The following is an 18,582-nucleotide window of genomic DNA, read 5'->3' on the forward strand; positions in this document are numbered from 1 at the left end:
ACGTTCCATGAATCGACCTCCGGTGACGGCACGGCGTTCGCCGAGTTGACCCAGGAGCTCAAGCGGGCGGACGCGCATCACGTGGTGGTGCCGTCACTCGATCACTTTGCCGGCCAGACTATTCCGCGAGACATTCTGCTCGCGAAGCTGGCCCAGGATGCGGCGGCGCAGGTGTGGACCGTCGAGAGCTGTGCGCTTCCAGACGATGCTCTTCGCGAAGAAGCTGTGCACCAGGACTGATCTGCGGCGCAGGTTCGCCACCAGCCAGGTCGCGACCGCACCGGCTGCGAGAGATGCGAGCAGCGCCGCGACATGGTGTTGCCCGAATGGCGGATAGACCTGCCAGTGCAGCAGATAGACGAACAACGAGCTGTCGGCCAGTAGCGCCGCGACACCCGCCACCAGGGCGGGCACGCGGACCGCGGGCAGCCAGATCAGCAACAGCAGCCCGGACATCACCAGTCGCTCCCGATCGGGAACGCCGAAGTAGCCGTGCACCGAGATCAGCAGCACCCCGCTCACCAGCAGCCGCTGCCAGATCGCCGTAGCCTTCGCGGCGGCCCATCCGAGAGCGAAGAACCAGCAGGCCAGCGGCGAGAACGGTACATCCTTGGGCGGATAGAGCCCGAACGACCAGAGCCGGAACACCATGGTGAGGCCGACCAGCCCCATAGCGAACCAGAACGGCTCGCGCCGCTGCACGGTATCGATGAACGGCACCCGCACCAACAGCGCCGACACAACCATGAACAGCACAAGCACCTCGATGAACCACAGATGCCCCGCGGTGTCGCTGTCGCGCGGTCCGAGAATCTTGTTGAGCAGCAACACGTTCTGCCAGCTGTAATAGTCGGTGAACAGCAGTGTGAGCGCCACCCAGCCGGCGGTCGGAATCGCGATGAGCGCCACCGTGTGCAGTGCGTGCCGCAGCCGTTCGGCGCGCGGGGACATGGTCACGGCGAAGCGGGCGAAGTTGAATCCGGCGACACCGAGCAGGATATGTGCCGCGCCCCAGTGCACGAACATGCCGATATGCGAGCTGGCGATGAGCACGATCCCGGCGGCGCGCAACAAGGTCGGGGTGTCCACCGTGCGACCGAATGCCCGGTGGCCGTCTGGAACTCGCTCGAGTTCGGCGACGGTCAAGTCCGGCCAGTTCGCGGGCAGTCGCCCGAGTGCGCGCTCGAGGCGGGTCGAGGTGGTGATGTAGGTCAGCGAGTTACCGCCGAGATCGACGAAGGTGCTGTCCGGCCGGATCCGGGCCGGATCGATGCCGAGGGCAATGGCGTAGAGCGCGCGGATATCGCGTGGCGGCAGTTCGGGTTCGGGTGCGGCGAGTCGGCGAATCGCCGGATAGTCGGGCTTGCCATTGGGCAGGCGCGGCATTTCCTCGACCGCGCGGGCGCGAATCGCCGCGGCCGGCAGACCGGACAGTTCGGCGGCGATCGCGGCGAGCGATTCCACCGGAGATTCGGCCGCGACGACCAACTGGTCGTCACCATCGGTGCAGCAGGCCGTGAAACCGGCTGCGGCCAAACCGGATTCGAGCCGTTGCAGATCGATGCGCAGGCCGAAGATCTTGGCGAACCGGCTGCGCCTGCCGACCACCTGGTACAGGCCCTCGGGTGTACACCGGGCCAGATCGCCGGTGCGCAGCGATGCGACCGTGCGGCCGAGGGCGAGATCGCGTGCGCCGTCGGCATAGCCGAGCATCACGTTGGGCCCGTGATAGACCAGCTCCTGGTCATCGGTATCCGGCACCGGCTCCAGGGTGAATCGGCCGCCGGGAATCGGCTTGCCGATGCAGTCCGGATGTTCGGCGGCCAATTCCGGTGGCAGATAGGCCATTCGCGCGGTCGCCTCGGTCTGGCCGTACATGACGACGAAGTCCCAGCCCGCCCGCTTGCCGAGCCGGGCGTAGTCGCGGACCCGCTCGGGTGCCAGGCGCCCGCCCGCCTGGGTGACGTACCGCAGGCTCGGCAGTGTCATCTCGGCGAAGCCGACGCGATCGAGCAGATCGATCGTGTACGGCACCGCCGCGAAAGATGTCGCGCCGTAGCGACGGAACTGGACCCAGAATTCGTCGTCGAGGACCGATCGGTCGGTGAGCAGCAGGCTCGCGCCGCGCAGCAGATGACTGTGCACCACCGACAGTCCGTAGCAATAGAACATCGGCAGAGTCGTCGCGGCGCGATCATCGGCGTCGATGGCCAGATATTCGGCAATGGCTTCCGCGTTCGACATCAGGTTGGCCGCGGACAGCCGCACCAGCTTCGGTGAACCGGTCGAGCCCGAAGTACTCAGCAGCAGCGCCAACTCCGGATGCAGTTGATGTGCGGAGCGGACCCGCCGGATATCCGGGGGGCCCGCATCGATCACGACATCGGGATCGTAGGTATCCAGCAATTCGCTGGTGACCTCCGCGGTGAGCAGAACAACGCAGCCCGCGCTCAGCGCGCCGAGATACGCGACAAGCGAGTCGATATCGTTGCGCGCTGCGAGCGCGACGAGGCGCCGGGTCGCTCCGAGCTGCCGCGCGTACTCCTCGACACGTACCGCCAGCTGCGCATAGGTGATCCGCTCCAAACCATCCGGCACCGATTCCGCTGCTGTGACGGCCGCCGATGGAGATCGAGAGCAGAGGACGGCGGTCCGGTCATCGAAACCGCGAAGGAGCGCGACGATCCGGTGAATAGTCACCCGGGAAGTCTAGATGGCAAGCCTTACCATACCTACACGTGGCCCCATGGCGAACTTTCGGTGAATTGTCCGAACTCGGACCGCAACGGCGCGAACCGATTACAGCCCGAAGCTGCCCGGACCCCTCCTGCGCAGGTACTTTTCGAATTCGGCCGCGATCGCGTCGCCATCGATCTTGGCCATCGCATCGTTGAGATCGACGGCCGCGTCGCCGCGTTCCTCGAGCGAGCGCACGTACTCGCTGATCTCGTCGTCGCCGACGGTCATCTCGTTGACGGCGGTCTCCCAGTCCTCGGCCTGTTTGGGCAGCTCACCGAGCGGCACCTCGATATCGAGCACATCCTCGACGCGGTGCAGCAGCGCGATGGTCGCCTTCGGATTCGGCGGCTGCGAGACGTAATGCGGCACGGCCGCCCAGAACGAGACGGCGGGTACGCCCGCTTTCACACACTGATCCTGCAGCACGCCGGTGATGCCGGTCGGTCCCTCGTAGCGGGTCTGCTCCAGGCTGAACCGCTCAGCGGCTTCCTTACTATAGGCCGATCCGGTGACCGGTACAGGGCGAGTGTGCGGGGTGTCGGCGAGCAGCGCGCCGAGTATGACGACAGTCTGCACGCCGAGTTGTTCGATGAACTCGAGCAGATCCGCGCAGAAGCTGCGCCAGCGCATATTGGGTTCGATACCGCGCAGCAACACCACATCGCGATCGCTGCCGGGCGGCGAGCAGACCGAGAGCATGGTGGAGGGCCACTGGATTTCCCTGGTCACACCGTCGACCTGACGTACCGTCGGCCGATTGACCTGGTAGTCGTAATAGTCCTCGGAGTCGAGTTCGGCCAGCGGCTCGGCATCCCAGATCAGTTCCAGATGCTCGACGGCACCGCTTGCCGCATCACCCGCGTCGTTCCAGCCTTCGAAGGCGGCGACCAGTACAGGTTCCCGCAATGTCGGCAGTTCCGGCTCGGGTGACACCGGAGATTCACTGGAGTTCACCCCGGTCAGCCTACGGCGTGTGAGCACGCGGTGTTGAATTTGCGCAGTCGGCGCGGCACCCTCGGTTCATCTGTCTGGGCAGGTGTGGCGCCCGACACCGGTACGGTGGTTCGGCATGTCGTAGCGGCCCACTACGCTTGATCGCATGTCTGAGTCCAGCCCAGTCGCCTTCGATACCACCCTTCTCGACACGCTCCGTCGGCGTGTCGTGATCGGCGACGGAGCGATGGGCACGATGTTGCAGGCGGCCGAACTGACCCTGGACGACTTCCGTGGTCTGGAGGGTTGCAACGAAATCCTCAACGACACCCGCCCTGATGTACTGCGCGGTATCCATCGCGCGTACTTCGAGGCCGGTGCGGACGCGGTCGAGACCAATACCTTCGGCTGCAATCTGCCGAACCTCGCCGACTACAACATCGCCGACCGGATTCGCGATCTGTCCGAACGCGGCACCCGCCTGGCCCGCGAGGTCGCCGACGAGATGGGCCCGAGCGCCGATGGCACCCCGCGGTACGTGCTGGGTTCGATGGGGCCGGGCACCAAACTGCCGACACTGGGTCATGCCCCCTTTACCACGCTGCGCGATGCATACACCGAGGCGGCGCTCGGCATGCTCGAAGCCGGTGCGGACGCCATCCTGATCGAGACCTGCCAGGACCTTTTGCAGGTCAAGGCCGCGGTGACCGGAAGTCAGCGCGCGATGGTCCAGCTGGGGCGGCGCATTCCGATCATTACCCACGTCACGGTGGAGACCACGGGCACCATGCTGGTCGGCAGTGAGATCGGCGCGGCGCTCACGGCGCTGGAGCCGCTCGGTATCGACATGATCGGCTTGAACTGCGCCACCGGCCCGGCCGAGATGAGCGAGCACCTGCGCCATCTGTCCCGGCACGCGACGATTCCGGTGTCGGTCATGCCGAATGCCGGTCTGCCGGTGCTCGGCGCGAACGGCGCGGAGTACCCGCTGACCCCCGAGGAGCTGGCAATCGCGTTGCGCGGCTTCGTATCCGAATTCGGGCTCGCGCTGGTCGGCGGCTGCTGCGGAACGACGCCCGAACATATTCGTCAGGTCACGGCGGCGGTGCGCGAGGTGGAACCGACGCTGCCACCGCTGGAGGCGCGCCGCGAACCGGTGCACGAGCCGAGCGTATCGAGCATGTACACCGCGGTGCCGTTCGAACAGGACGCCTCCGTCCTGATGATCGGCGAGCGCACGAATGCCAACGGCTCCAAGGCATTCCGCGAGGCCATGCTCGCCGAGGACTGGCAGAAATGCCTCGATATCGCCAAGGATCAGACCCGCGACGGCGCCCATATGCTCGACCTGTGCGTCGATTACGTCGGCCGCGACGGCACCACGGATATGTCGGCGCTTGCGTCGCGACTGGCGACCGCGTCGACCCTGCCGATCATGCTCGACTCCACCGAAACCCCCGTCCTGCGGGCCGGTTTGGAACATCTCGGTGGTCGCTGTGCGGTCAACTCGGTGAACTACGAGGACGGTGACGGTCCCGAATCCCGGTTCCAGCAGACGATGAAGCTGGTCGCCGAACACGGCGCCGCGGTGGTCGCGCTGACCATCGATGAGGAGGGCCAGGCTCGCACCGCCGAGAAGAAGGTGGAGATCGCCGAGCGGCTCATTGCCGACATCACCGGCAACTGGGGTCTGCGTGAAAGCGACATCATCATCGACACGCTGACCTTCACCCTGGGCACCGGCCAGGAGGAGTCGCGCCGCGATGGTGTCGAAACCATCGAGGCCATCCGGCAGCTCGAGCAGAAGCATCCCGAGGTGCAGACCACCCTCGGTCTGTCGAATATCTCCTTCGGCCTCAATCCGGCCGCGCGCCAGGTGCTGAATTCGGTATTCATGCACGAATGCGTCCAGGCCGGGCTGGATTCCGCGATCGTGCACGCCTCCAAGATCCTACCGATCGCCCGCATTCCGGAGGAACAGCGCGAGACCGCACTGGACCTGGTCTACGACCGCCGTCGTGACGGTTACGACCCGCTGCAGAAACTCATGTCGCTGTTCGAAGGTGTGTCGGCCTCGTCGTCTCGGGCCTCGCGCGCGGAGGAGTTGGCGGCGCTGCCGCTGTTCGAGCGGCTCGAACGCCGGATCGTCGACGGTGAGAAGGCCGGGATGGAGGCCGATCTCGATGCCGCCATGACCGAGGTGCCGCCGCTGCAGATCATCAACGAAACGCTGCTGTCGGGCATGAAGACGGTCGGTGAGCTGTTCGGCTCCGGCCAGATGCAGCTGCCGTTCGTACTGCAGTCGGCCGAGGTGATGAAGGCGGCGGTCGCCTACCTCGAGCCACATATGGAGGCCACCGACGACAGCGGTAAGGGTCGTATCGTGCTGGCCACCGTCAAGGGCGACGTGCACGATATCGGCAAGAATCTCGTCGACATCATCCTGTCCAATAACGGCTACGAGGTCGTCAACCTCGGTATCAAACAGCCGATCGCGACCATTCTCGACGCCGCCGTCGACAAGAAGGCCGATGTCATCGGCATGTCCGGTCTGCTGGTGAAGTCGACCGTGGTGATGAAGGAGAATCTGGAGGAGCTCAACGCCAAGGGCGTCTTCGACCAGTTCCCCGTGCTGCTCGGCGGTGCGGCGCTGACCCGCGCCTACGTCGAGAACGACCTCACGGAGGTCTACCACGGCGATGTGCACTACGCCCGCGACGCCTTCGAGGGCCTGCGGCTGATGGACGACATCATGACCCGCAAGCGCGGCGGCGGCATCGATCCGGACAGCCCGGAGGCGATCGCGGAACGCGAGAAGGCGGCCGAGCGCAAGGCGCGGCACGAGCGTTCCAAACGGATCGCCGAACAGCGCAAGGCGGCCGAGGTGCCGATCGAGGTGCCCGCGCGCTCCGATGTCGCCGCGGACCTGCCGGTGGCGGTGCCGCCGTTCTGGGATACCCGGGTAGTGAAAGGCGTTTCGCTGCACGAGTATTCGGGACTGCTCGACGAGCGAGCGCTATTCCTCGGCCAGTGGGGGCTGCGCGGTCAGCGCGGCGGTGAGGGCCCGAGCTACGAGGAGTTGGTGGAGACCGAGGGTCGGCCGCGACTGCGGTACTGGCTGGACCGGTTGTCCACCGAAGGCGTACTGCAACATGCGGCCCTGGTCTACGGCTACTTTCCCGCGGTCTCCGAGGGCGATGACGTCATCGTGCTGACCGAGCCGAATCCCGATGCGGCGCAACGCCACCGGTTCACCTTCCCGCGCCAGCAGCGCGACCGGTTCCTGTGCATCGCCGACTTCATCCGCTCGCGCGAGCGCGCCCGCGAAACCGGTCAGGTCGATGTGCTGCCGTTCCAATTGGTCACCATGGGGCAGCCGATCGCCGACTTCGCCAACGAGCTGTTCGCGGCGGACAACTACCGCGACTACCTCGAGGTGCACGGCATCGGCGTCCAGCTCACCGAGGCGCTCGCCGAATACTGGCACCGCCGGGTCCGCGAAGAGCTGGTGCTGGAAGGGCATTCGATCGCCGACTCCGACCCCTCGGATGTGCAGGAGTACTTCAAACTCGGCTACCGCGGCGCCCGCTACTCCTTCGGCTACGGCGCCTGCCCGGAACTGGAGGACCGGGCGAAATTGGTCGACCTGCTCGAGGCCGACCGCATCGGTGTCGTCCTGTCGGAGGAGTTGCAGCTGCATCCGGAGCAGTCGACCGATGCGTTCGTGTTGCTGCATCCGGAGGCCAAGTACTTCAACACGTAAGCGCCGACCAGTCTGTCTCCGGGTGGGATTCGTTATCCGACCGGTCCGTCGTTGTGATTCTCACCCCATCGGAATCCGTTCGATCGGTGCGTTTCCGGTGCGGTGACGGCCTTGATTACCTCGTGATATGTGAGATCGAATGTCGACGCCGACGACACGAGGGCTTGCGACGCGCGGGCGTATCCGATCGGCCACGCGCCTCTGACCTGGGGTATCGCCTCCAGGTTCGCGTGTCGGTGGATGGATGTCGGTCGGGTGTGACAAAGTCGGAACTGTTGCAACTGCATCCGGGGCAGTCGGCGGATGTGAACGTCCTGCGGCAATTCGGGTGCAAAGGACTTCGGCGCGTAGCATTTTCGAAGATTTCCGCTTACGCGCGGAGTGCGGAATTGGCTCGGCGGCAAGCAGGAGAGGCACAACACCATGACAGCGGACCGGTTGATCGCTGGACGGTATCGGCTGACGGATCCGATCGGCACCGGTGCCATGGGTGTGGTGTGGCGGGCCACCGACGTCCGGCTACGCCGCACCGTCGCGGTGAAGCAGCTGCTGCTCGCGCCCGGTCTGTCCCGGTCCCAGGCCCTGGAGGCCAAGCTGCGGGCCATGCGGGAGGGACGCATCGCCGCGCGACTACACCATCCCAACGCGATCACCGTCTTCGATGTCGCCGAGGAGGACGGTCAGCCCTGGCTGGTCATGGAGTACATGGATGCGCCGAGCCTGGCCGCGAAACTGGCGGGCAAGCGGACCCTCGCACCGACCGAGGTGGCCCACATCGGGGCGCAGGCCGCGGGCGCGCTGGCTGCCGCACACGACGCGGGCATCATGCACCGGGATGTGAAACCGGCGAATCTGCTCGTCGGCGACGACGGCACGGTGAAGATCACCGACTTCGGCATCTCTCGTGCCGTCGGCGACGTGACGGTCACCGCGACCGGATTCCTGGCGGGCACCCCCGCCTACCTCGCGCCGGAGGTGGCGCGCGGGGAGAACCCGGAACCGGCCTCGGATGTCTTCGCGCTCGGCTCCACGCTGTATGCGGCGGTCGAGGGCAGTCCGCCGTTCGGTGAGGGTGATAACGCCCTCGCGGTTCTGCACGCTGCGGCGCGGGCGCAGATTCCGCCGCCGCGGCACGCCGGGGAACTCGGGCCGGTGCTGATGCGGCTGCTGGCCGCCTCGATCGACGGTCGCCCGAATATGCGCGAAGCCAAGGAGGCGCTGGAAGCGGTGGCGGCGGGGCGGACTCCGGCGCTGGTGACCACACCGACGGTGACCAAGGTGCTCCCCGCGCCGGGCGGGGATGCGACCACCGTGCTGAACAAGTCGGGTGACGCGGAAGACGCAACGCAGGTCGTCGCGCTCGGGGCTCCGGCCGCACCGGCCGTCACCGTCCCGCCGCCCGCACCGCCGAAGTCCGGCGGCACGCTGCCCGGCGGTGGCGGCGGCGAGCAAAGTCGTGGCCGACTGATCGCGGTGGCCGCGGCTGCCGCGGTCGCGGTGCTGGTGCTGGTCGCGGTCATCATGTCGTCACTGAACAACGACGACAAGGGCGGCACGGCGGGCGGCTCGACAACTCCGACTTCCGCGACCAGCAGTTCGGAGACCGGACCGGAGGCACCGATCGCGAGCCAACCGGGTCAGCCGGAGCAGCAGGCGCCGACAACCACAGCGGCGCCGACGACCCAGCCGAGCACCACGCCGACTTCGTCGGCCAAACCGTCGACCACCGCACCGCCGACGACCGTCACCACCACCCCGTTCGGTCCGGCTACGCCGGACCGGATCTCGCAATTCGTTTACGGCTACTACGGGATACTGCCGGGCAATGTGCAGGGCGGGTGGTCTGAACTGACGCCGTCGTACCAGGCTCAGACCGGTGGCTTCGGCTCCTACTCACAGTTCTGGTCCACCATTCGTTCGGTGAGCGTGGGCGCCGTCACACCGAACGGTGAGAACCGGGCAGTCGTTTCGCTTACCTATAGCCTGAAGAACGGCTCGACCTCGTCGGAGAACCGATGGATCCAGGTCGCGTCGGACAACGGGCGATTGCTGATCGCCGCGTCGGGCGTTTAGGAAAGGGAGACGAATCGGGACGTGAGGGAGCGAAGCGAGCGAACCATTGGCACAGCCGCAACAGCGGCGACGGAGGGCACAGCCGCAACAGCGGCGACGGAGGGCACAGCCGCAACAGCGGCGACGGAGCCGAGCGCGCGACTTGCCGGGGTGCTGTGGGATATGGACGGCACCCTGCTCGATTCGGAAAAGCTGTGGGATGTCGCCGTGCGCGAACTGGCGCGGGCGCACGGCCACGAGATGACCGATGAACTGCGGCACGCGTTGATCGGTGCGTCCGGACCGAACGCCTTGCGGCTCATTTTCGATGGTTTGGGTATCGAGGCGACGTCCGAGGCGGTGCGGGCCGCCGGTGAATTCATCGAGCGGAGGGTGACCGAATTGATGGCGGGCCCGATCCCGTGGCGGCCCGGCGCGAAGGATGCGCTCTCGTTGGTGCGTACCGCGGGCCTCGCGACCGCATTGGTCACCAATACCAAGCGGTCGCTTACGGAATTCGGATTGGATACGCTGGGCCGTGATTTCTTCGATGTCTCGGTCTGCGGTGACGAAGTCGCGCACGGCAAGCCCGAACCCGAGATCTATCTGCGCGCCGCCGAACTGCTCGGCGTGCACCCGCGAGACTGTGTGGCACTGGAGGATTCGCCGACCGGTGCCGCCGCGGCCGGGGCGGCGGGATGTGCGGTCATCGTGATCCCGTGTGAGATACCGGTTTCGGCGGCGCCGGGGCGGGTATTCCGTAGTTCATTGGTGGGATTGACCCTGCGGGATCTGGAAGACGCGCTGCGCGTCGGAGGTTGAACCGCGCACCGGGCCGGGGCGCTTTCGGGACGGAACATGATCGTGAGTTCCGCCGTTTATGAGCCGACACTCCCGACCTCGGCGTAGTGAGAGTTACTGTGCCGCAACGCAAGTGCGTGCAGTTTATAGGTGTGACCGTAGTCACCGGCAACTTTGCCGAATCCCGGGCGTGTCGCCGATTGCTCTACCAAAATGACGCCATGGCAGCGACGGATGTCCTGGACGAGATCGTCGATACGGCACGGTATCCGCTGGGGGATCCGACCGGCGCGGCGTGGGGGGAAGCGGTGGCGCGGGCGCGGGCGGAGCTTGCCGAAAGTGGCTGCACCGTACTGCGGGAGTTCATCCGTCCGGAGCTGATCGACACCTTGCGTGCACAGGGCGAGGCGATGGCACCGGATGCGCACTACGAGGTCGAGCGGGTCAACGCCTACAACATTCCGCTGAATACCGAACTGCCACAAGGTCATCCGGGCCGCATCGTGTTCGAACGCGGCAACGCCTTCCTTCCGCGCGACCGCATTCCGGCCGAGGCGCTGATCCACCGGCTCTACATCAGCACGGTGTTCCAACGCTTCGTCGCGGACTGCTTCGGACTGACCGAATTGCACGAATTCGCAGACCCTTTGGCCGGACTGTGCCTGAATGTGGTGGCGCCCGGAATGTCGCATCCCTGGCATTTCGACACCAATGAATTCACCGTCAGTATGTTGACCCAGCCCGCCGAGACCGGTGGAATCTTCGAGTACTGCCCCAATATTCGCTCACCCCACGCCGAGAACCTCGACGATGTGCTGGATGTGCTCACCGGATCCGGTGCGCAGTTGATCCGGCACCTCGATTTGCGGCCCGGCGATCTGCAGTTGTTCCAGGGCCGCTTCTCGCTGCACCGGGTTTCACCGGTCGATGGCGGCACCGCACGGCATTCGGCGATTTTCGCCTATACCGATCGGCCTGGTGTCATCGGCACCGTGGAACGTACCCGCCAATTGTTCGGGCGGGTACTGCCCGATCACCTAGCCGCCGCGGCCGACGCCGTCCGTGGCGATCGGTTGCTCGACTGAGAGGAACGACATGCCAGTGCCGTTGCATACGACCGGAAAAGCTTCCTTCGACGATATCTACGACCGTCCCGATCCGCGCGATTATTACGCCCGGATGGCCGAATTGGATTACCGCATACCGGAACTGGCGAAACCGTACTTCCAGCAGCAGATTCGGGAATACCGCGCCTCCGCGCGCGTGGACACTCCGACCGTGCTCGATATCGGTTGCTCTTACGGTGTCAACGCGGCCCTGCTGCGCTTCGACACCACCGTGAGCGAACTCGCCGAACACTACCGAGGCGCCGAGGACGACGCCGACCACGCCACACTCATCGCCCGCGACCGCGCCCGCTTGGACACTCGTGACCAACTCCCCGGCGTGCGGTTCATCGGCATGGATGCCGCCCGCCCGGCCCTGGCCTACGCTCAGGAAGCCGGATTTCTGCACGACACGGTGCACGCGGATCTGGAGGCCACCGACCCGACCGAAGCCCAGCGCCGTACGCTGGCGGCCGCGGATATCGTCATCTCGACCGGCTGCGTCGGATACGTCACCGAGAAGACACTGGCGCGGGTGGCAACGGCGCACCCACGTCGTCGGCCGTGGATGGCACACTTCGTACTACGCATGTTCAGTTTCGAACCGATCGCCGCGGAACTGGCCGCGCTCGGCTACCGCACCGAGCGAGCCCCCGGGGTGTTCGAACAACGCAAGTTCGCATCCGACAATGAACGCACCCAGGTGCTGAATGCCTTGGCCGCCAACGGAATCGACACCGCTGGCCAAGAAAGTACGGGCTGGTTGCTCGCCAACCTGTACATCTCGCGACCGCTACCGAAACACGCCGACCCCGAGGACCCGCATTGACCGAACGCACCTTCGCCGCCGACGACCACCTGCCAAGGGTGCCCCTGCCGACGCTGGAGGACAGCGGCGAGCGGTTGCTGCAGTGGTGTGCGCCACTGCTGACCGCCGACGAATTCGCCACCACCGAAGCCGCGGTCGCCGACCTGCTTCGCCCCGATGGTCCGGGCCGAAAGCTGCACGCGGCACTGGCCGAATACGATGCCACCCCCGGTGTCGGAAGCTGGCTGGATCTGTTCTGGCCGTCGCGCTACCTGGGCCGTCGCGATCGCATCGCATTGAATGCCAACTTCTTCTTCCTGTTCCGCGACGACACCGCACTGGGTGCCTCCACCGGCGCGTCGCAGGTGGAGCGGGCGGCCGGAATCATCACGGCGGCGGTCGATTACAAGCTGGCGCTCGATCTCGAGGCGATCCCGCCGGTGATCCAGCGTGGACAGCAGCTGTCGATGTGGCAGAACAAGTACCTGTTCTCCGAGACCCGGATTCCAGGGGAGACGCAGGATTCCGTGCGCGTGCCCTACAGCGACGAATGGCCTGGACCCTCGGCGGCGAGGCATATCGTCGTGTTCTTCCACGGCAGCATGTTCCGGATGGAGGTGATCGGTCCGGACGGTGTGCCCTACTCGCTGGAGGATCTCGCCGACGGACTGCGCGCGGTGCTCAAGGCAGGGGCGCGCTCGGCCCGCACCGACACCGCCGTCGGCCATCTGACCACCAGGGCGCGGGCCGAATGGGCCGTCAGTCGACAGGGATTGCTGGCCGAACCCGCCAATGTCGCGGCCTTGGACACCATCGAGACCGCGCTGTTCGGCCTGTGCCTGGAGGATTTCGCGCCCCGCGATGAACTGCAGGCTTGTGATCAGCTGCTGCACGGTGACAGTGCCAACCGCTGGTTCGACAAGTCGGTATCGTTCATCGTCTTCGCCGATGGTCAGGCCGGCATCAATGTCGAGCACTGCGGTCTCGACGGCACCACCATCCTGTCCTTCGTCGACACGCTGCTGCAGGCTCCAGCGGCCGAACACGCCGAGCGGGCCGGAGCGCAGCCGCAGGGGTTGCCGCCGGTCGAACCGATCGAATTCGTGCTCGATCAGGCGCAGCGCACCGATATCGCAGCTGCTGGAGCGACGTTCGCCCGGTATGCGGCCGAGAATGCCACCGCGACAGTATCTTTCGAGTTCGGCACCACCCGCGCGAAGCAGCTCGGCATCTCACCGGATGCGTTCGCGCAGCTGAGCTATCAGTTGGCGCACCGGCGCAGCAAGGGTTTGACCGGCGCCACCTACGAATCCATTGCCACCAGGCAGTACCGCAACGGTCGCACCGAGGCCATGCGGGTGGTGACACCGGAGATGGTGGCCTTCGTCGACGCCATGCAGGATCCTGCGGTCGCGCAGGCCGACCGGCTCGCTGCCGCGCGGACCGCGGCGAGCGCGCATGTCGAACGCGCCAGGCAGTGTCAGGCGGGTGATGCGCCCGAACAGCATCTCTGGGAACTCGAGTGGATTCAGCGGCGGCGTGGCGCCGAACTCGGCGTCACCGAACCGATCCCGCTCTACACCAGTCCCGGCTGGACGATCATGCGCGACGACTACCTGAGCACCAGTTCGGCCCCGTCGGTCAATATCCGCTACTTCGGTTTCGGCTCCACCAGCCAGAAGTGCATCGGCATCGCCTACGTCCTGCTGCCGGACCGCTGGAACATCTACCTGGCCACCCCGAAACCGGTCGCCGACGAGATGTACGCCTTCGCCGACCACCTGCGCACCGCCGTAGCGGACCTGGAGGCCCTCCTCACCGAGGCCTGACGCATGGCTTCGCACCCCTTGTGGTCGCCGCAAGGGGTGCGACGCGTGCGCCTGATGGGTGGTGTCGGGCCGGAGCAACGGGTCCGCATACCCGTCTGAAACAATGACTCACCGTGAAGAACTTCGAAACCCTGTTCGCCGAGCTGCAAGATCGTGCGGTCACCCGCCCTGAGGGGTCCGGGACCGTGGCGGCATTGGACGCGGGCGTGCATTTTCAGGGTAAGAAGGTGCTCGAGGAGGCCGGTGAGATCTGGTTGGCCGCCGAGCACGAGGGCGACGAGGCGCTCGCCGAGGAGATTTCGCAACTGCTGTACTGGGTCCAGGTGCTGATGGTGGGCCGCGGGCTGAAGCTGGAAGACGTGTACCGGCATCTGTGACGGCGGTATTGAATTTGCGGCACTCGCGGGCCCCTGCGTGCGCGCGTAGACCTTGCGAGGTACCGCTCTGACGGCCCACACCGCTTGCCTCCGGGGCCGTCGCGTCTATCCCTAGTTCACTTCCGGCGAAAGGACCCTCCCATGCTGCGCGTCGCAGTCCCCAATAAAGGCGCACTCTCCGAATCGGCCACCTCGATCCTCGCCGAGGCCGGTTACCGCAAGCGCACCGATTCCCGCGACCTGACCGTTCTGGATCCGGCCAACCAGGTCGAGTTCTTCTTCCTACGGCCCAAGGACATCGCCATCTACGTCGGCTCCGGCGAGCTCGACCTCGGCATCACCGGCCGTGATCTGGCGCTGGATTCCGGTGCACCCGTTCAGGAACGGCTCGCACTCGGTTTCGGCCGCTCCACCTTCCGCTACGCCGCCCCGGCCGGGCGCGAATGGAAGGTCGAGGACCTCTACGACAAGCGCATCGCCACCTCGTACCCGAATCTGGTCCTGACCGATCTACAGCGGCGCGGCATCGAGGCCGAGGTGATCCGACTCGACGGCGCCGTCGAGATCTCCATCCAGCTCGGTGTGGCCGATGCCATCGCCGATGTGGTCGGCTCGGGCCGCACGCTGCGCCAGCACAATCTGATCGCCTTCGGCGAGACCCTGTGCGATTCGGAGGGTGTGCTCATCGAGCGCACCGGCTCCGATCAAAACGAACGGGCCCGCAATCAGCTCATCGCGCGCATCCAGGGTGTGGTATTCGGTCAGCAGTACATCATGCTGGACTACGACTGCCCGAAGGAGCTGCTGGAGGAGGCGGTCAAGATCACGCCCGGGCTCGAGTCGCCGACGGTATCCCCGCTCGCCGATTCGAACTGGGTCGCCATCCGTGCCATGGTGCCGCGCAAGCAGGGCAATGAGGTGATGGACCAGCTCGCCGAACTCGGCGCGAAGGCGATCCTGGCCTTCGATATCCGGTCCTGCCGCGCCTTCTGACCCGATTTCGTCCACTCGGCCCCGTCACCCGGCGAGGCCGAGTTGTTTTGTGCGAGTGATCGATTCCATTGCGCTGACCGCCTACTGCACGATCCGAGTCGAGCGCATCCCCGGTGCGGCCCGGCCGTCGGTGCGCCAGTTCTGGGAGCGGTTCCCGAAGTTCGTGATCGGCTTCGTTGCCGCCTCCGTTATCGGCACGCTGTATCTGCAGTCGGTGGACAAGAAGACCGGCGCGGCGCATGTCGCGATCGTCAACGATCTGCGCACGTGGTTCCTGATCTTCGCATTCGTCTCGATCGGTCTGGAGTTCTCGCCGCGCGGCCTACGCGAGGCGGACTGGCGTCCGATCGCGGTCTTCGGATCCGCGGCCGTCTTCAATCTGGCCGTCGGCTTGGGCCTGTCCGTGCTGCTGTTCCACAACTTCACCGCGTAGATCCGCACCGGCAACCTGCCGTTTCGGTGCTCGCGGGTTACCCCGGCGAGTATCGCGGCGGCATTGTGTGCGTTCAGTTCGGGACCGAACTCACGAGAAACTTCATGCTTCGCCGTCAACACTGGGGGCGTGTTCGGCGAAACAACTATGGAACACCTCGGACGGGCAGTGCCGTTCGAGCACGGACAGGGGAGGACCCAGTGAAACCGAGTGCCGAGTCGATCGGGGCGTGGTGGCGGCTTCGCAATGCGCTCATCGTGATCGGTGATGCCGTCGGCGTTGTGGTGCTCATCGGCGTTGTCGCCGCGCTCGGCTCGCACGGCCTCGATCTGAATCTGTTCGCCGGCTGACCTAGTCGGCGACCGCTTCGGCGAAGGTTTCCTCCGGTGACTCACCGGTGCCACTGTCCGGCCAGCCCGGATAGACCGGTGGTGTGCCGCCGAATGCGGGGCACAGACTCTTGTAGCTGCAATGTCCGCACAGCCAGCTTGTGCTCGGCAGGAACTCTCCGGTCCGCCCGGCCGCCAGAATGGCCTGCCACAGGGCCGAGAGAGTGCGTTCGAAGCGCAGTAGTTCGTCCTCGTCCGGGGCATAGGTGAGGACCTGTTCGTCGGCCAGGTAGATCAGCCGCAATTGGGTGGGCAGGATGCCGCGGGTGCGCAGCACCACCAGCGCGTAGAACTTCAGCTGGAACAGCGCCTTGGTCTCCTGGGCGAGTCCGGGCGCCCGTCCGGTCTTGTAATCGACGACACGCAGCTCCCCGGTCGGCGCGACATCGATGCGGTCGACGAACCCGCGCAACAGCACACCGTCGTCGAGTTCGACCTCCACCCGCGACTCACACGACTCCGGATCGAACCGGGTCGGATCCTCCAGCCGGTAATACGTCTCGACGAAAGCGCGCACTTCGCCGAGAAAGCCCGCCAGCCCGTCCGCTGCGACCACTTCGGCGCTCTCCGGTCTGTCGGCCAGCACCCGGGCCCATGCGGGCTCGACAAGCTCGGCAGCCCGTTCGAACCGGCGTTCCCCGGCGGGCAGTCCGTACAGATCCTCCAGTACCGCGTGCACCACTGTGCCGCGCACCGCGATCCGGGTCGGCGGCTCCGGAATCCGATCGATCGCCCGGAACCGGTACTTCAGCGGGCACTGCTTGAAATCCATTGCCCGCGAAGGTGACAGCGCCGGACGCGGACGGTCGGGTGCGACCTCCCGCGCGGTGTCGGCAGGGGGCGTGAATACCGGCGGATGCATACCTGGCAGGCTATCCGGGCGCACCGACACGCCGGTGCCACCCAGGACAGACAGCAGCGACGACCAGCGAACGGAGATACATGACGGCCAGACGGACCGGGCCATTCACCATCGGGGACCGGGTACAGCTGACCGATGCCAAGGGGCGCCTCTACACCGTGGTGCTGGAACCGGGTAAGGAATTCCACACGCATCGCGGCGGTATCAAACACGACAACCTGATCGGCGCCGATGAGGGCAGTGTCGTGCAATCCACCAATGGCACACCGTATTTGGCGTTGCGGCCGTTGCTGATCGATTACGTGCTCTCCATGCCGCGCGGTGCGGCGGTCATCTATCCCAAGGACGCCGCCCAGATCGTGCACGAGGGTGATGTGTTCCCCGGCGCGCGCGTGCTGGAGGCCGGTGCGGGCTCCGGCGCGCTGACGTGCTCGCTGCTGCGCGCTGTCGGCCCGCAGGGCCAGGTGGTCTCCTACGAGATCCGCGAAGACCACGCCGACCACGCGATCCGCAATGTGGAGACCTTCTTCGGCGAGCGGCCGGACAACTGGTCGATCACCGTCGCGGACGTCGCCGCCTACGCCGGACCGCCGGTCGATCGCGTCGTCCTGGACATGCTCGCCCCGTGGGATGCGCTGCCCGCCGTGTCCAAAGCGCTGGTCCCCGGCGGTGTGCTGATCGTCTATGTGGCGACCGTCACACAATTGTCGAAAGTGGTCGAGGCGCTGCGCGAGCAGGAGTGCTGGACCGAGCCGCGCTCGTGGGAGTCGATGGTGCGCGGCTGGCATGTGGTCGGTCTGGCGGTGCGGCCCGAACATCGCATGCAGGGCCACACCGCCTTCCTGGTCAGCGCGCGGCGGCTCGCCGAGGGCACGGTCACCCCGAAGCCGCAGCGTCGCCCGTCGAAGGGTTGAATCAGGCCGGCACGCAGGGCGCCTGCGCGAAGCCGAGCATCAGGCAGCCGCCGGCATCCGAGAGCTTCCAGGCGCCGTCGACGTGTTCCCAGGTCAGGGGCATGGCGGGGGCGGTGCCGTGCGGTGAGGTGATGGTGACCTGGGCGGTCGCGGAATTGCCGCTGGTGGTGATATCGGCGACCGCGTAGGTGAGCTTGCCGTAGCCGCCGAGCGCCTGGTTCATCTGGTCGATATTGGCGGCGCGCTTTTCGCCGTCGACGATCAGCTTGGTCTTCTCGGATGTGGGTCTCGTCGGGTCGGAAAGGGCATCCAGGACGGCGGTGAGCGTTTCGGCGGTGGGTGCGGCGACGTTGCCGTGGTCGCCGTGACCTGCGGCGCTGGTGGACGCGGCGGCGGAAGTGGTACTCGTGGCCTTGGCATCGGACTTGTCGTCGGACCCGCAGCCGGTGAGCCCGACGGTAGCGGCCATCGCCGCCGCGGCGATAACCATGGACATACGCAGCGTCCTGGCGGGAAGGAGCATCGTCAGCAACCTTTCGGTTCGATCGGCGAAGCGCGTCGCCGTGGACTGGTTAGGGCAGGC

14 protein-coding genes and 1 pseudogene are annotated in these 18,582 nt (G+C 66.2%); 11 read left to right on the forward strand and 4 right to left on the reverse strand.

The annotated features are described in order from the left end of the window. Window positions 1-93 precede the first annotated feature (93 nt). The gene (locus ACQPXH_RS14615) at window positions 94-2,700 is read right to left on the reverse strand and encodes an AMP-binding protein (protein WP_433602882.1); all 2,607 of its coding nucleotides are present in this window, start codon (window positions 2,698-2,700) and stop codon (window positions 94-96) included. A gap of 99 nt (window positions 2,701-2,799) precedes the next feature. Next, on the reverse strand, window positions 2,800-3,702 hold the full coding sequence (locus ACQPXH_RS14620) for a PAC2 family protein (RefSeq protein WP_387293241.1): 903 nt from the start codon (window positions 3,700-3,702) through the stop codon (window positions 2,800-2,802). Between the two features lie 136 nt (window positions 3,703-3,838). On the opposite strand from ACQPXH_RS14620, the gene metH reads away from it, so the two are divergent. From metH to ACQPXH_RS14670, 10 genes and pseudogenes are all read left to right on the forward strand, one after another. Then, the gene (gene metH, locus ACQPXH_RS14625) at window positions 3,839-7,435 is read left to right on the forward strand and encodes a methionine synthase (RefSeq protein WP_433602883.1); all 3,597 of its coding nucleotides are present in this window, start codon (window positions 3,839-3,841) and stop codon (window positions 7,433-7,435) included. A gap of 423 nt (window positions 7,436-7,858) precedes the next feature. Then, entirely contained in the window at window positions 7,859-9,508 is a 1,650-nt protein-coding gene (locus tag ACQPXH_RS14630) for a serine/threonine-protein kinase (protein ID WP_433602884.1), read from the forward strand. 150 nt (window positions 9,509-9,658) lie between these two features. Next, entirely contained in the window at window positions 9,659-10,309 is a 651-nt protein-coding gene (locus tag ACQPXH_RS14635; protein ID WP_433603457.1) for an HAD family hydrolase, read from the forward strand. A gap of 200 nt (window positions 10,310-10,509) precedes the next feature. Then, window positions 10,510-11,373 carry a HalD/BesD family halogenase gene (locus tag ACQPXH_RS14640; RefSeq protein ID WP_433602885.1) on the forward strand — a complete coding sequence of 288 codons (864 nt, stop codon included), beginning with the start codon at window positions 10,510-10,512 and terminating at the stop codon, window positions 11,371-11,373. Between the two features lie 10 nt (window positions 11,374-11,383). Beyond that, window positions 11,384-12,223: a class I SAM-dependent methyltransferase gene (locus tag ACQPXH_RS14645; RefSeq protein WP_433602886.1), complete on the forward strand. Its 840-nt coding sequence runs from the start codon at window positions 11,384-11,386 to the stop codon at window positions 12,221-12,223. Then, window positions 12,220-14,031, forward strand: coding sequence for a choline/carnitine O-acyltransferase (locus ACQPXH_RS14650; RefSeq protein ID WP_433602887.1), 1,812 nt, complete (start codon window positions 12,220-12,222; stop codon window positions 14,029-14,031). The genes ACQPXH_RS14645 and ACQPXH_RS14650 overlap by 4 nt, the downstream gene beginning before the upstream one ends. Window positions 14,032-14,144: 113 nt before the next feature. After that, a complete protein-coding gene (locus tag ACQPXH_RS14655; protein ID WP_040691693.1) occupies window positions 14,145-14,408 on the forward strand; it encodes a phosphoribosyl-ATP diphosphatase in 264 nt (87 codons plus the stop codon). A 141-nt stretch (window positions 14,409-14,549) separates the two neighbouring features. After that, entirely contained in the window at window positions 14,550-15,401 is an 852-nt protein-coding gene (gene hisG, locus ACQPXH_RS14660) for an ATP phosphoribosyltransferase (RefSeq protein WP_433602888.1), read from the forward strand. 64 nt (window positions 15,402-15,465) lie between these two features. Continuing rightward, window positions 15,466-15,834: pseudogene (locus ACQPXH_RS14665) on the forward strand (putative sulfate exporter family transporter); the annotation flags it as partial. 200 nt (window positions 15,835-16,034) lie between these two features. Continuing rightward, entirely contained in the window at window positions 16,035-16,184 is a 150-nt protein-coding gene (locus tag ACQPXH_RS14670; protein WP_433602889.1) for a hypothetical protein, read from the forward strand. A gap of 1 nt (window position 16,185) precedes the next feature. Here ACQPXH_RS14670 and ACQPXH_RS14675 read toward each other — a convergent pair whose 3' ends face one another. Beyond that, complete coding sequence (locus tag ACQPXH_RS14675; protein WP_433602890.1) at window positions 16,186-17,085, reverse strand: RecB family exonuclease; 900 nt, start codon at window positions 17,083-17,085, stop codon at window positions 16,186-16,188. Window positions 17,086-17,165: 80 nt separating this feature from the next. On the opposite strand from ACQPXH_RS14675, the gene ACQPXH_RS14680 reads away from it, so the two are divergent. Further along, complete coding sequence (locus tag ACQPXH_RS14680; protein WP_433602891.1) at window positions 17,166-17,999, forward strand: tRNA (adenine-N1)-methyltransferase; 834 nt, start codon at window positions 17,166-17,168, stop codon at window positions 17,997-17,999. Window position 18,000: 1 nt separating this feature from the next. Here the strand turns inward: ACQPXH_RS14680 and ACQPXH_RS14685 are convergent, their stop codons facing one another. Next, on the reverse strand, window positions 18,001-18,522 hold the full coding sequence (locus ACQPXH_RS14685) for a hypothetical protein (RefSeq protein ID WP_433602892.1): 522 nt from the start codon (window positions 18,520-18,522) through the stop codon (window positions 18,001-18,003). Between the last annotated feature and the right edge of the window lie 60 nt (window positions 18,523-18,582).

This window comes from Nocardia sp. CA-135953 (genome assembly GCF_050955735.1).
Lineage (GTDB): Bacteria > Actinomycetota > Actinomycetes > Mycobacteriales > Mycobacteriaceae > Nocardia.